Annotated in this window: 13 protein-coding genes; 4 read left to right on the top strand and 9 right to left on the bottom strand. The window is 70.7% G+C overall.

The annotated features are described in order from the left end of the window. Positions 1-24: 24 nt before the first annotated feature. On the bottom strand, positions 25-1,158 hold the full coding sequence (locus Tsedi_RS05100) for a PQQ-dependent sugar dehydrogenase (RefSeq protein ID WP_143894254.1): 1,134 nt from the start codon (positions 1,156-1,158) through the stop codon (positions 25-27). Positions 1,159-1,274: 116 nt separating this feature from the next. On the opposite strand from Tsedi_RS05100, the gene rpoH reads away from it, so the two are divergent. Then, complete coding sequence (gene rpoH, locus Tsedi_RS05095) at positions 1,275-2,234, top strand: RNA polymerase sigma factor RpoH (RefSeq protein ID WP_143894252.1); 960 nt, start codon at positions 1,275-1,277, stop codon at positions 2,232-2,234. Positions 2,235-2,267: 33 nt separating this feature from the next. Here rpoH and lysS read toward each other — a convergent pair whose 3' ends face one another. From lysS to Tsedi_RS05055, 8 genes are all read right to left on the bottom strand, one after another. Continuing rightward, on the bottom strand, positions 2,268-3,800 hold the full coding sequence (gene lysS, locus Tsedi_RS05090; RefSeq protein ID WP_143894250.1) for a lysine--tRNA ligase: 1,533 nt from the start codon (positions 3,798-3,800) through the stop codon (positions 2,268-2,270). 135 nt (positions 3,801-3,935) lie between these two features. After that, a complete protein-coding gene (locus Tsedi_RS05085) occupies positions 3,936-4,667 on the bottom strand; it encodes an ABC transporter ATP-binding protein (protein ID WP_143894247.1) in 732 nt (243 codons plus the stop codon). Position 4,668: 1 nt separating this feature from the next. Beyond that, positions 4,669-5,439, bottom strand: coding sequence for an ABC transporter ATP-binding protein (locus Tsedi_RS05080; protein ID WP_143894245.1), 771 nt, complete (start codon positions 5,437-5,439; stop codon positions 4,669-4,671). Positions 5,440-5,451: 12 nt separating this feature from the next. Further along, positions 5,452-6,555 (bottom strand): ABC transporter permease subunit, encoded by a 1,104-nt coding sequence (locus Tsedi_RS05075; RefSeq protein WP_143894243.1) that lies wholly within the window; start codon positions 6,553-6,555, stop codon positions 5,452-5,454. A 19-nt stretch (positions 6,556-6,574) separates the two neighbouring features. Beyond that, the gene (locus Tsedi_RS05070; RefSeq protein WP_143894241.1) at positions 6,575-7,504 is read right to left on the bottom strand and encodes a branched-chain amino acid ABC transporter permease; all 930 of its coding nucleotides are present in this window, start codon (positions 7,502-7,504) and stop codon (positions 6,575-6,577) included. 250 nt (positions 7,505-7,754) lie between these two features. Further along, positions 7,755-9,104 carry a replication-associated recombination protein A gene (locus tag Tsedi_RS05065; protein ID WP_281280119.1) on the bottom strand — a complete coding sequence of 450 codons (1,350 nt, stop codon included), beginning with the start codon at positions 9,102-9,104 and terminating at the stop codon, positions 7,755-7,757. Beyond that, on the bottom strand, positions 9,101-9,745 hold the full coding sequence (lolA, locus tag Tsedi_RS05060) for an outer membrane lipoprotein periplasmic chaperone LolA (RefSeq protein WP_425472725.1): 645 nt from the start codon (positions 9,743-9,745) through the stop codon (positions 9,101-9,103). The genes Tsedi_RS05065 and lolA overlap by 4 nt, the downstream gene beginning before the upstream one ends. 35 nt (positions 9,746-9,780) lie before the next feature. Then, positions 9,781-12,195, bottom strand: a complete 2,415-nt coding sequence (locus tag Tsedi_RS05055) for a DNA translocase FtsK (RefSeq protein ID WP_143894239.1) — start codon at positions 12,193-12,195, stop codon at positions 9,781-9,783. 39 nt (positions 12,196-12,234) lie between these two features. Between Tsedi_RS05055 and trxB the strand changes: the two genes are divergently transcribed. From trxB to rpmG, 3 genes are all read left to right on the top strand, one after another. Continuing rightward, positions 12,235-13,200: a thioredoxin-disulfide reductase gene (trxB, locus tag Tsedi_RS05050; RefSeq protein ID WP_143894238.1), complete on the top strand. Its 966-nt coding sequence runs from the start codon at positions 12,235-12,237 to the stop codon at positions 13,198-13,200. Positions 13,201-13,448: 248 nt separating this feature from the next. Then, positions 13,449-13,682, top strand: coding sequence for a 50S ribosomal protein L28 (gene rpmB / locus Tsedi_RS05045; protein WP_132963501.1), 234 nt, complete (start codon positions 13,449-13,451; stop codon positions 13,680-13,682). A gap of 24 nt (positions 13,683-13,706) precedes the next feature. After that, entirely contained in the window at positions 13,707-13,877 is a 171-nt protein-coding gene (gene rpmG / locus Tsedi_RS05040; protein ID WP_043698878.1) for a 50S ribosomal protein L33, read from the top strand. The last annotated feature ends 177 nt before the right edge of the window (positions 13,878-14,054 follow it).

The raw sequence follows: 14,054 nt of genomic DNA, 5'->3' as shown, positions 1-14,054 counted from the left end.
ACCGCGCGCTAGTCTAGCGGCTGCTCACGGCGTCGGCAGCAGCCTCAGCAGCCGACCATCGGGCGCGTCGGTCAGCACGTACAGCCAGCCGTCCGGCCCCTGGCGCACGTCGCGGATGCGCTCGCCCAGCTCCTGCAGCAGCCGCTGCTCGCGCACCACGCGTGTGCCATCCACGTCCAGCCGCACCAGCTGCCGGCCGCGCAGCGCGCCGATGAACAGGCTGCCGCGCCAGGCCGCCCCGTAGCGGTCGCTGGTCAGCCACGCCATGCCGGACGGCGCGATCGACGGCGTCCAATGGTGCAGCGGCGGCACCATGCCGGGCTTGTGCGTGCCCTCGCCGATGCGCCCGCCCCCGTACTGCTCGCCGAACGTCACCACCGGCCAGCCGTGGTTGCCACCGCGTTCGGGGCGGTTGAGCTCGTCGCCGCCCTGCGGGCCGTGCTCGTGCACCCACAGCCGTCCGTCCGGGCCCCACGCGGCGCCCTGCGGGTTGCGGTGGCCGTAGCTCCAGATCTCCGGCAGCGCATCGGCTCGCCCGACGAACGGGTTGTCAGGCGGGACGGCGCCGTCCTTCGTCACGCGCACGATCTTGCCGTGGTGGTTGTCGAGCGCCTGCGCATCGGCCATGCGGTGGTAGCGCTCGCCCAGCGTCAGGAACAGCGAGCCATCGGGCGCCTCGACGATGCGGCAGCCGAAGTGCAGACGACTCGCCACCCTGGGCCGCTGGCGGAAGATCACGCGCACGTCCTCCAGCCGCGCGGCATCCGCGCTCAGTCGCGCGCGCGCCAGGGCGGTGGCGTTGCCGCCGTCCCCCGGCTCGGCGTAGCAGAAGTGGAGCTGCCGGTTGCGCGCGAAGTCGCGGTCCAGCACCAGATCCAGCAGCCCGCCCTGCCCCACGGCGTCGACGCGCGGCACGCCGGCCACCGGGGCCGACAGGCGCCCGTCCGGCTCCACCACGCGCAACCGCCCGGGCCGCTCGGTGACGAGGAAGCGCCCATCCGGCAGGAATGCCACCGCCCACGGGTGCTCCAGCCCACGCGCCACCTCCTGCACGCGCAGACCGCGGGCGGCCACGGCCGCCGCGCCCAGCGCCAGCGCGAGCGCCAACCCGGCGCAGCCCAGCCACCTCCGCCATGATCCGTCGGCTTTGACCGTCATGACGCAAGGATGACGCGCCGCGGCGGTGCCGTCAACCGGCGCGGGAACCTGCGCCTTAGCACTCGATCCAAGAGAGTGCTAACATGATACGAACGCGCAACCGGAGAGGAGAACCGATGAGCGCCCCGTCCCTTGCCCTGGCCCCCGCCGCCGCGGGCACCCTGCCGGCGGCCTCGTGGAGCAGCACCAGCCTGACGCTGCCTCCGCTGGGCAACCTGGACGCCTACATCAGCGCCGTCAACCGCATCCCGATGCTCAGCGCCGAGGAAGAGCGCGAATGCGCGCGCCGTCTGCGCGAGCGCGGTGACCTGGAGGCTGCCGCCAAGCTCGTGCTGTCGCACCTGCGGCTGGTGGTGGCGATCTCGCGCCAGTACCTGGGCTACGGCCTGCCGCAGGCCGACCTGATCCAGGAAGGCAACATCGGCCTGATGAAGGCGGTCAAGCGCTTCGACCCGGCGCAGGGCGTGCGGCTGGTCAGCTACGCGGTGCACTGGATCAAGGCCGAGATCCACGAGTTCATCCTGCGCAACTGGCGCATGGTCAAGGTGGCCACCACCAAGGCCCAGCGCAAGCTGTTCTTCAACCTGCGCTCGCTCAGGAACGGCCTGAAGGCCGACGCCGACGACGACGCCGGCCGGCGCGAGCGGCTGACGCAGGCCGAGATCGACGCCATCGCGCGCGACCTCAACGTCAAGCGCGAGGACGTCATCGAAATGGAGGCGCGCCTGAGCGGCGCCGACGTCGTGCTGGATCCGCTGCCGGCCGACGACGGCGAGGAGACGCTGGCACCGATCGCCTACCTCGCCGACCAGCGCCACGAGCCGACCGAAGTGCTGGCCGCGCGCGAGCGCGAGCGGCTGGCCACCGACGGCATCGAGCAGGCGCTGGCGCAGCTGGACGAGCGCTCGCGGCACATCATCCGCGCGCGCTGGCTCGACGTCGACGAGCACGGCCACGGCGGCAAGACGCTGCAGGAACTGGCCGACGAATACGGCGTCAGCGCCGAGCGCATCCGCCAGATCGAGGCGGCGGCGCTGAAGAAGCTGCGCAAGGCGCTGGAGCCCTACGCCGCCTGACACCCCGTGGCGCGGCGCCGCGCGCGGCCCCGTTCAGGCCTCGCGGCGCAGCGCGGGGAACAGGATCACGTCGCGGATGCTGGCGCTGTCGGTCAGCAGCATCACCAGCCGGTCGATGCCGACGCCGCAGCCGCCGGCCGGCGGCATGCCGTACTCCAGCGCGCGGATGTAGTCGGCGTCGAAGTACATCGCCTCGTCGTCGCCAGCCTCCTTGTTGGCCACCTGCGCATGAAAGCGCGCGGCCTGGTCCTCGGGGTCGTTCAGTTCCGAGAAGCCGTTGGCGATCTCGCGGCCGGTGATGTAGAGCTCGAAGCGCTCGGTGATGCCGGGATCGGCGTCGCTGGCGCGCGCCAGCGGCGAGATCTCGGTCGGGTGGTTGCAGATGAAGGTCGGCTGCCAGAGCTTGTCCTCCACCACCTCCTCGAAGTAGAGCACCTGCAGCGCGGCCAGGCTGCGCTGCTGCAACCGCTCCTTGGCCTCGTCCACGCCGAGCTTGCGCAGCTGCGCGCGCAGCCAGTCGGCGTCGTCGACGCGCTCGCCGGCGTCGGTGTGGCGCAGGATGGCCTCGCGGATGGTCAGGCGCTCGAACGGCTGCTCCAGGTCGACGTCACGCCCCTGATAGACCAGCTTGCCGTCGCCGCAGACCGCGCGCGCCACGCGCCGGATCATGTCCTCCGTGAAGGCCATCATGTCGGCGTGGTTCCAGTACGCGGCGTAGAACTCCATCATCGTGAACTCGGGGTTGTGCCGCACGCTGATGCCTTCGTTGCGGAAATTGCGGTTGATCTCGAAGACGCGGTCGAAGCCGCCCACCAGCAGCCGCTTCAGGTACAGCTCCGGCGCGATGCGCAGGTACATGTCCTGGTCCAGCGCGTGGTGGTGCGTGACGAACGGGCGCGCGTTGGCCCCACCCGGGATCGGGTGCAGCATCGGCGTCTCGACCTCGAGGAAACCGTGCGCCACCATGTGCTCGCGCAGCGCGGTGACGGCCTGGCTGCGCGCCACGAAGCGCTGCCGCGCCGTCACGTCGGTCATCAGGTCGACGTAGCGCTGGCGGTACTTCAGCTCCTGGTCGTGCACGCCGTGAAACTTGTCCGGCAGCGGCCGCAGGCTCTTGACCACCAGACGCAGCCGCTCGACCTTGATCGACAGCTCCCCGGTGCGCGTCTTGAACACCGTACCCTCGGCCCAGAGGATGTCGCCCAGGTCCCAGTGCTTGAACGCCTCGTAGAGCGCCTCGCCCACGCCGTCCTTGGTGACGTAGAGCTGGATGCGCCCGCCGGTGGGACCGAAGGAGGCGTCCTGCAGCGTGGCGAAGCTCGCCTTGCCCATGACGCGCTTGAGCATCATGCGGCCGGCGACGCTGGCGCGCGCGCGCATCGGCTCCAGCAGCTCGTTGCTCATGTGGCCGTACTCGGCCTGCAGCTGCTCGGCGCTGTGCTGCGGGCGCACGTCGTTCGGAAACGCCGGCGTGCCGGCCTGGCGCAGCGCCGCGAGCTTGGCGCGGCGCTCGGCGATGAGCTGGTTGTCGTCGGCGTGGGACGTGACGGGATCGGCGTGGGTCATGGTGTGGCGGACGGGCGTGGCACCGCCCCGCGCGGCCCGCAAGGAGGGCGCGCAGGCGTCGGGGCGGACGGAAAGACGGACCGGCGGCTCAAGGCCGCCGATGTCCCGATTGTAGGCGCGCGGACCGTCGCGCCTTCAGGCCGCGGCGGCGGCCTCACCGAGGTAGGCCGCGCGCACCTTCGGGTCGTCCAGCATGGCCTTGGCCTCGCCGTGCATGATGATCTCGCCGGAGTCCATCACGTAGCCACGGTCGGCCACCTGCAGCGCGCGGCGGGCGTTCTGCTCCACCAGCAGGATGGTCATGCCCTGCGCGTGCACGTCGCGCACCACCTCGAAGATCTTGTCGACCATGATCGGCGACAGGCCCATCGACGGCTCGTCCAGCAGCAGCAGCCTGGGGCGGCTCATCAGCGCGCGCGCCATCGCCAGCATCTGCTGCTCGCCGCCGGACATCGTGCCGGCCAGCTGGTCCTTGCGCTCCTTCAGGCGCGGAAACAGCGCGAACATGCGCTCGATGTCGCGCTGGATCTCGGCCTTGTCGGTGCGCACATAGGCGCCCATCAGCAGGTTCTCGACGATGGTCATGCGCGTGAAGACGCCGCGGCCCTCCGGCACCATGGCCAGTCCGCGCTTGACCAGATCCCACGAGCCGACGCCGCGGATCGGCTGGCCATGGTAGACGATCTCGCCGGCCTCGGCCAGCAGCATGCCGGTGATGGCCTTCATCGTCGTCGTCTTGCCGGCGCCGTTGGAGCCGATCAGCGTGACCAGCTCGCCCTCGCGCACCTCCAGGTCGATGCCCTTGACGGCCTTGATGCCGCCGTAGGAGACCTTCAGGCCCGTGACCTTCAGCAGGGTGTTCGCCATCTCAGTGTCCTTGCGTGCCCAGATAGGCCTCGATCACCTTGGGGTTCTTCTGCACCTCGGCGGGCGTGCCCTCGGCGAGCTGCCTGCCGTAGTCGAGCACGGTGACGCGGTCGCACAGGCCCATGACCAGCTTGACGTCGTGCTCGATCAGCAGGATCGTGCGCCCGTCGGCGCGGATGCGCTCGATCAGCTCGCGCAGCTGCACCTTCTCGGTGGCGTTCATGCCGGCGGCGGGTTCGTCCAGCGCGATCAGCTTGGGATCGGTGGCCAGCGCGCGCGCGATCTCCAGCCGGCGCTGGTCGCCATACGACAGCGTGCGCGCCTTGTAGTCGGCGTAGCGCGCGATGCCCACGTACTCCAGCAACTCCATCGCCCGCTCGGCGATGGCCTTTTCCTCGGCCTTGAAGGTGCGCGTGCGGAAGATGGCGCTCAGGATGCCCGAGCGCGTGCGCACGTGCCGGCCGACCATGACGTTTTCCAGCACCGTCATCTCGGCGAACAACCGGATGTTCTGGAAGGTACGCGCGATGCCGGCACGGGCGACCTCGTGCACCGCGGTCGGGGTGTAGGGCTGGCCGTCCAGCTCGAACGTGCCGCTGTCGGGGGTGTAGAGGCCCGTCAGCACGTTGAAGAAGGTGGTCTTGCCGGCGCCGTTGGGGCCGATCAGGCCGTAGACCTGACCGCGCCGGATCTCGATGCCGACGTCGGAAAGCGCCTGCAGGCCGCCGAAGCGCTTGGAGACGCCGCTGACTTTCAGGATGGTGTCCGTCATGGATCGTGCTCCTCACTTGCTCAGCGACTTGCCATGCTCCGGCGCCGGCCACAAACCGCGCGGACGCAGCAGCATGATGACGATCATCGCCAGCGCGATCAGCAGCTGGCGCAGGATCTCCGGCGCCAGCCGCCCGTCGGTGAGGTGGTGCAGCGGACCGGCCAGGTGGCGCAGCAGCTCCGGCAGGCCGGCCAGCAGCAGCGCCCCCAGGATCACGCCCGGGATGTGCCCCAGTCCACCCAGCACCACCATCGCCACGATCATCACCGACTCCATCAGCACGAACGACTCCGGATAGACGCCGCGCATCAGCGAGGCGAACAGCACGCCGGCCACGCCGCCGAAGGTGGCGCTGGTGCCAAACGCCGCCAGCTTCAGGTTGCGGGTGTTGATGCCCATGGCCTTGGCGGCGATCTCGTCCTCGCGGATCGCCATCCAGGCGCGGCCGATGCGCGAGTCGGCCAGCCGGTAGCAGATGACGACCGTCAGCACGACGAAGAACAGGATCAGGTAGTAGTACAGGGTCACCGACTCGAAGGTGTAGCTCCAGTCGCCCAGCGAGACCGTGAGGCGCTGCGCCATGTTGTGGCCGAAGACGCTGACGGCGTCCACACCGGCGATGCCTTTGGGCCCGTTGGTGATGTTGATCGGGCGGTCGAGGTTGAGCATGAAGATGCGCACGATCTCGCCGAAGCCCAGCGTCACGATGGCCAGGTAGTCGCCGCGCAGCTTCAGCACCGGATAGCCCAGGATCAGGCCGGTGATGCCGGCCAGGATCGCCGCCAGGAAGATCACGATCCAGAAGCTCAAGTGGATGCCGTTCGGAAACATCGCCGCAATGGCGGGGAAGTTGTCCGCCAGGTGGCTGGAGGCCAGCAGGCTGTAGAGGTAGGCGCCGACGGCGAAGAAGGCGATGAAGCCCAGGTCCAGCAGGCCGGCGAAGCCCACCACGATGTTGAGCCCCAGCGCCAGCATCACGTACAGCAGCGCCACGTCGACGATGCGCAGCCAGGAGTTGCTGCCGGTGGCCTGCAGCAGCAGCGGCAGCACCAGCAGGCCGGCCGCAGCCAGCGCGAAGGTCAGCAGCTTGGCCTTGGAAGAGGAAGCTTGCGTCATGGTGTCGTTCCTCCCGGCGTCAGGCGCGGTCGGCCACGCGCTCGCCCAGCAGGCCCGACGGCCGCAGCGTCAGCACGATGGCCAGCACGATGAAGGCGAAGATGTCGGAATACTGGCTGCCGAGGAAGCCGCCGGTCAGCGGCCCGAGGTAGCCGGCCCCGAGCGACTCGATCAGCCCCAGCGCCACCCCGCCGACCACGGCGCCGGCCAGGTTGCCGATGCCGCCGAACACCGCGGCGACGAACGCCTTCAGGCCCGGCATGAAGCCCATCGAGTGCTGCACCGTACCGTAGTTGGACGCCCACATGATGCCGGCGATCGCCGCCAGCATCGCGCCGATGACGAAGGTGGCCGAAATGACGACGTCGGGCTTGATGCCCATCAGCGCCGCCACGCGCGGGTTCTCGGCGGTGGCGCGCATGGCGCGGCCGAGGTTGGTCCTGTTGACGATGAACATCAGCAGCGACAGCACGATGGCGGTGGTGGCCAGGATCGTCACCTGCGTCGGCGAGATCACCGCGCCGCCGAGGTTGAACGGCTCGCTCGGCAGCAGCGTCGGATAGGACTTCGGGTTGGGCTTCCAGATGATCATCGCCAGCGTCTGCAGCAGGATGCTCATGCCGATGGCGGTGATCAGCGGCGCCAGCCGCGGCGAATTGCGCAGCGGCTTGTAGGCGAGCTTCTCGATGCTGAAGTTGAGCACCGCGCACACCACCATCGAGATCAGCGCCGCCAGCGCCAGCAGCGCCCAGCCGGGCAGATCCGGCGAGGCCTCGCGCGCCCAGGTGATGATGGTCCAGCTGGTCAGCGCCCCCACCATCAGCACATCACCGTGGGCGAAATTGATCAGCCCGATGATGCCGTAGACCATCGTGTAGCCCAGTGCCACCAGCGCGTACATGCTGCCCAGCACCAGACCGTTGATGATCTGCTGTAGCAAGACTTCCATGAACGTTCTCCGTCGTGAGGAACCGGCCCGCCCGGCGGCTCCTGGCCGGCCGGGCTAGCAAAAAACCCGCCAGTGCCGGCCGTGTTGCGGCCTTGGGGCGGGTTGAAGTGCGCGGATTGTAGCCAAGCGCCTTGCCGCGATCGGTGATCGTTTGCCCTAGGCCGGGTGTCGCGCACTTCGGGTTTTCCCGAAGCAATCGAGGGGCCAGCCACGGTCGTGCAGCAGGCTCATCGATGTTTCAGCGCTTGCATTAGGCGGTCTTATCCGGCTCGCTGGCGCCCGCCGCACGTGCCTCGGCGTTGCGCCGGCGCAGCTCGGCGAGCTTCTCTCCGATGCGGATCTCCAGCCCGCGCGGCACCGGCTCGTAGAAACGCGGCTCCTCCATGCCGTCGGGAAAGTAGCGCTCGCCGGCGGCGAACGCATCCGGCTCGTCGTGCGCGTAGCGGTAGGCGCGCCCATGCCCCAGCTCGCGCAGCAGCGCCGTGGGGGCGTTGCGCAGGTGCAGCGGCACCGCCCGCGTGCCATCGCGCGCCACGAAGGTGCGCGCGGCCTTGTAGGCGGTGTAGACGGCGTTGCTCTTGGGCGCCACGGCCAGGTAGACGGCCGCCTGCGCCAGCGCCAGCTCGCCCTCCGGGCTGCCGAGCCGCTCGTAGGTCTCGGCCGCGTCCAGCGCCAGCCGCAGCGCGCGCGGATCCGCCAGCCCGACGTCCTCCACCGCCATGCGGATCAGCCGCCGTGCCAGGTAGCGCGGGTCAGCCCCGCCGTCGAGCATGCGCGCCAGCCAGTACAGCGCCGCGTCAGGGTCGCTGCCGCGCACGCTCTTGTGCAGCGCGCTGATGGTGTCGTAGAACGCATCGCCCCCCTTGTCGTAGCGGCGCAGGCGCTCGCCCAGCGTCGCCAGCAGCCAGGCTTCGTCCACCTCCGCGCGGCCCTGCGCGCGCGCGGCCACCGCCAGCGTCTCCAGGGTGTTGAGCAGCCGGCGCGCGTCGCCGTCGGCATAGGCCACGAGCCGCTGCCGCGCCGCCGCGGTGAGCGCCGGCACCTCGCCGCTGTCCAGCGCGCGGTCGATCAGCGCCTGCAGGTCGGCTTCCGCCAGCGGCTGCAGCACGTAAACGGTGGCGCGCGACAGCAGCGCGGCGTTGACCTCGAAGCTCGGGTTTTCGGTGGTGGCGCCGACGAAGGTGAACAGGCCGCTTTCGACATGCGGCAGGAAGGCGTCCTGCTGCGCCTTGTTGAAGCGGTGCACCTCGTCGACGAAGACCAGCGTCGCCTGCGGCGACAGGCCCGAGCGCGCGGCCTGCGCACGCTCCACGGCGTCACGGATGTCCTTCAAGCCGCCCAGCACCGCACTGATGGCGACGAACTGGGCGTCGAACGCCTGCGCCATCAGGCGCGCGATCGTGGTCTTGCCCACCCCCGGCGGCCCCCACAGGATGCAGCTGTGCGGCCGGCCGCTCTCGAACGCCAGCCGCAGCGGCATGCCGGGGCCGAGCAGGTGCGCCTGGCCGACCACCTCCGCGAGCGTGCGCGGCCGCAGCCGCTCGGCCAGCGGCACCGGCGGCGCCACGTGCGCACGGGCGTCCCTCGCCAAACCGGTCACGGACGCACCACCTCCACGCCGGGTGGGGGCTGGAAGCGGAACTGCGCCGCCGTCACGCCGGCAGTCTGCAGCGGCCCGAAGCGCAGCACCGAGCGCTGACCGAAGCCGTCCAGCACCTCCAGCACCTCCAGCCGCCCGTCGCGAAAGCCCACGGCGATGCGCTGGATCGCGCCGTCGCGGCTGGTGGGCGTGGCCTCCACCCAGTGCAGGCCTTCGCGCGGCTCGCCTTCGCGCAGCTCGAACGCCTGGCGCAGCGCGCGCAGATCCGCGCCGGCGGCCAGCAGCGCCGCGGGCGTGTGCGCCAGCGCCTCGGCCTGGCGCCGCGCGGTCACCTGGTTCAGATCCGGGTCGTGCAGCCACAGCGTCTGCCCGTCGGCGACGATGTCCTGCTCGAACGGATGGGTGTAGTGGAAGCGGAACCGGTCCGGCCGCAGGAAGCTGAACTCGCCGCGGCTGGTGCGCACGCGCGGCGGCTGGCCGTCGCGCCCGGGGGCCGTGACGGTCTGCGTGAAGCTGGCACGCCCCTGTTGCACGTTGGCCAGGAAGGCCTCCAGTGCGCGCAGGCCCTCGCCGGCCACGGCCGGCGGGGCCAAGGCAGCCGCCACAAGGGCCAGCACGATCGAGCGACGGGTCGGCATCATGAGGTGGGGGTGACGGTGCGGGGCGGCGGCTTGCGTCATTCAGGCCGTCCGCCCACCAGGATGTCGCGCTGGCCGCTGGCGGTCAGGGGGCTGACCAGGCCGGCCTTTTCCATGTCCTCCAGCAGCCGCGCGGCGCGGTTGTAGCCGATCTTGAGCTTGCGCTGCACGTAGCTGATGCTGGCCTTGCGGTCCTGCAGCACGATGGCCACGGCCTGATCGTACAGCGGGTCCTTCTCGCCGCCGCCCTCGCCGTCGGGCGCGCCCTCGGCGCCGGCGCCCTCCCCGGTGGCGGCCTCCAGCACGTCTTCCACGTAGTCGGGCTCGCCGTAGCGCTCCTTCAGGAACGCCACCACGCGGTGCACCTCGTCGTCGCTGACGAAGGCGCCGTGCACGCGCGTGGGCAAGCCGGCGCCGGCGGGCAGGTACAGCATGTCGCCCATGCCGAGCAGCGCCTCGGCGCCCATCTGGTCGAGGATGGTGCGGCTGTCGATCTTGCTGCTGACCTGGAAGCTGATGCGCGTCGGGATGTTGGCCTTGATCAGGCCGGTGATGACGTCGACGCTGGGCCGCTGCGTGGCCAGGATCAGGTGGATGCCGGCGGCGCGCGCCTTCTGCGCCAGGCGCGCGATCAGCTCCTCGATCTTCTTGCCGACCACCATCATCAGGTCGGCCAGCTCGTCGATCACCACCACGATGTAGGGCAGGCGCGCCAGCGGCTCGGGTGACTCCGGCGTCAGGCTGAAGGGGTTGGGGATCGACTCGCCGCGCTGCGCGGCCTCGTCGATCTTGGCGTTGTAGCCCGCGAGGTTGCGCACGCCCAGCTTGCTCATCAGGCGGTAGCGCTTCTCCATCTCGGCCACGCACCAGTTCAGGCCGTTGGCGGCCTGCTTCATGTCGGTGACCACCGGCGCGATCAGGTGCGGGATGCCCTCGTAGACGCTGAGCTCCAGCATCTTCGGGTCGATCAGCAGCAGCCGCACGTCCTTCGGCTCGGCCTTGTAGAGCAGACTCAGGATCATGGCGTTGATGCCGACCGACTTGCCCGAGCCGGTGGTGCCGGCCACCAGCAGATGCGGCATCTTGGCCAGGTCGGCCACCACCGGATGACCGGCGATGTCCTTGCCCAGACCCAGCGTCAGCAGGCTCCTGGCCTCGTGGTAGACCTGCGAGCCCAGGATCTCGCTCAGGTGGATGGTCTGGCGCCGCGCGTTGGGCAGCTCCAGCGCCATCAGGCTCTTGCCGGGGATGGTCTCGATGACGCGGATCGACACCAGCGACAGCGAGCGCGCCAGATCCTTGGCCAGGTTGACGATCTGCGAGCCCTTCACCCCGGTGGCCGGCTCGATCTCGTAGCGCGTGATGACCGGGCCGGGCTGCGCCGCCACCACCTGCACCTCGACGCCGAAGTCGGCGAGTTTCTTCTCGATCAGCCGGCTGGTCATCTCCAGCGTCTCGGGCGCCACGGTGGTGGGCTGCCGCGCCGGCGGGTCGAGCAGGTCCAGCCGCGGCAGCGGCGACTCCCCGTCGGCAAACAGCGTCTGCTGGCGCTCCTTGGCCACGCGCGCGCTGGGCTCCACCTCCGGTACCGGCCTGGCGATCTGCAGCCGCGCCGCCTTGGTGGTGGCCGACTCGGCCGGCGCTGCCGGGGCGGCCGGCGCCGGCACGGGAGCGCCCGCGTCGGCCAGCACCGGCTCGCGCGGCTCCACCTGCGCGCGCGCCGACGCGCCGCCCGAGCCCGCCTGCCGCGCCCGCGCCGCGCGTGCGCCGATGCGCGCGTCCTCATCGGCCTCGCGCCGCTCGCGCCAGCGCAGCCACGCGCCCTCCAGTGCCGCCCCGATCGCCTCGGTCACCTGCGCCCACGAGAAGCGCAGCGCCAACGGCAGACAGGCGGCCGCCAGCGCCAGCGCCACCAGCACCGAACCGACGTCGCCCAGCCAGCGCAGCGCCAGCGGCCCGAGCAGCGCCCCCAGCACGCCGCCGGCGGTGTGCCCCGGCAGCCAGGCGTCCCAGCGCGTCAGGCGCGTCCACTCCAGCGTGCAGCTGGCCGCCAGCACACCCGCCAGCGCGGCCCAGCGCGTCGCCGAGCGCCACACGCTGGCGGGCTGCAGCGGCTGCGCGGGCACCGCGCCGCCGCGCAGCCAGCGCGCCAGCGCCGCCAGCCACGCCCGCGCACCGGCCAGCACCAGCCACCACACCGAGGCGCCCAGCAGCGCGTAGCCCAGATCGGCCACCCACGCCCCGAGCCGCCCGCCCCAGTTGCGGTAGCCGACCCCGGTGCCGGAAGTCGTCCAGGCCGGATCGGCCGGATGGTGCGACAGCAACGCCACCAGCGCAAACCCGAGCGCCGCCGCCGCCATCAGCAGGCCGAGCTCCTGCGCGAAACGGCGCAGCCCCCGCGCCGGCGGCGGCGCGGCCAGGTCGGCGTGGAAGGCGTTGGCAGACCGGCTCATGGCGCTAGCTTACCCCAAGGGCTTCCGTACAATCCCCGCATGAGCACCTCGACCCTGCACGCGCGCGTCCTCATCCTCGGCTCCGGCCCGGCCGGCTACACCGCGGCGATCTACGCCGCACGCGCCAACCTCAAGCCCGTGCTGATCACCGGCCTGGCCCAGGGCGGCCAGCTGATGACCACCACCGAGGTGGACAACTGGCCGGCCGACGTGCACGGGGTGCAGGGGCCGGAGCTGATGCAGCGCTTCCAGCAGCACGCCGAGCGCTTCGCGACGCAGATCGTCTTCGACCACATCCACACCGCCGACCTGTCGCGCCGCCCGTTCACGCTCACCGGCGACGCCGGCACCTACACCTGCGACGCACTGATCATCGCCACCGGCGCCTCGGCCAAGTACCTGGGCCTGCCGTCGGAGCAGGCCTTCATGGGCAAGGGCGTGAGCGCCTGCGCCACCTGCGACGGCTTCTTCTACCGCGGGCAGGACGTCTGCGTCGTCGGCGGCGGCAACACCGCCGTGGAGGAGGCGCTGTACCTGGCCAACATCGCGCGCAAGGTCACGCTGATCCACCGCCGCGACGCCTTCCGCGCCGAGGCCATCATGGTCGACAAGCTGATGGAGAAGGTGCGCGAGGGCAAGATCGAACTCAAGCTCTGGCACGTGCTCGACGAGGTGCTGGGCGACGACAAGGGCGTCACCGGCGTGCGCATCCGCCACGTGCAGACCGGCGCCACCGAGGAGCTGGCGCTGCAGGGCGTCTTCATCGCCATCGGCCACAGCCCCAACACGCAGATCTTCGCCGGCCAGCTCGAAATGAAGGATGGCTACATCGTCACCCGCGGCGGCCGCGACGGCATGGCCACGATGACCAGCGTGCCCGGGGTGTTCGCCGCCGGCGACGTGCAGGACCACGTCTACCGCCAGGCCATCACCAGCGCCGGCACCGGCTGCATGGCGGCGCTGGATGCGCAGCGCTTCCTCGAGCAGCAGCCGGCGGCAGCCTGAAGCGCGCTTGCGGCCCCCGTGGGCCGCACCCCGTATAATTGAGGGTTTGCTGCCGGGCGCCCATGCAGGGCTGCGTGGCGGCAGATGAGGCCGCCCGTGAGCCGGAGCCGTCCACACGCCGTGTATCGTCCAGCCGAGGCACTCCACGTGTGGCAGGCGGCACAGCACAGGACACGGGCGAGGTGCGGCGCGCAAGGCCCCCGAAGGAGCACTGCGCGCCGTTGACGTTGATTGGAGTGACCAGCATCATGGCACGTGTGTGCGAAGTGACGGGCAAGAAGCCCATGGTGGGACACAACGTTTCCCACGCCAACAACAAGACCAAGCGCCGCTTTCTGCCGAACCTGCAGACGCGCCGCTTCTGGATCGAGAGCGAGAAGCGCTGGGTGCGCCTGCGCGTCTCGGGCGCGGCGCTGCGTCTGATCGACAAGGTGGGCATCGAGGCGGTGCTGGCCGACCTGCGCGCCCGCGGCCAGGCCTGAACCTAACGCAACGAGGAGTCCATCATGGCTGCCAAAGGCGGACGCGAAAAGATCAAGCTGGAGTCGACCGCAGGTACCGGTCACTTCTACACCACGACCAAGAACAAGAAGACGACGCCGGACAAGCTGTCGTTCATGAAGTACGACCCGGTGGCGCGCAAGCACGTCGAGTACAAGGAAACCAAGCTGAAGTGAAGCCGGGCGCCGGCCGCACGCATCATCCGGCCGGCCCCCTGCGTCACGACAAGGCAAAACCGCCAGCGTCTGCTGGCGGTTTTGCTTTGTTTCCGGTGCCGCCGCCCGCGGCGGCGTCACCGGGGTGATGGCAGGGCGCAGGCCCGCCACCGCCCCGCCTTGGCGGGAAGACCCGCC

The sequence above is a fragment of the Tepidimonas sediminis genome, from assembly GCF_007556605.1.
GTDB lineage: Bacteria > Pseudomonadota > Gammaproteobacteria > Burkholderiales > Burkholderiaceae_C > Tepidimonas > Tepidimonas sediminis.
This window is presented reverse-complemented; position numbering and strand designations above follow the sequence as displayed.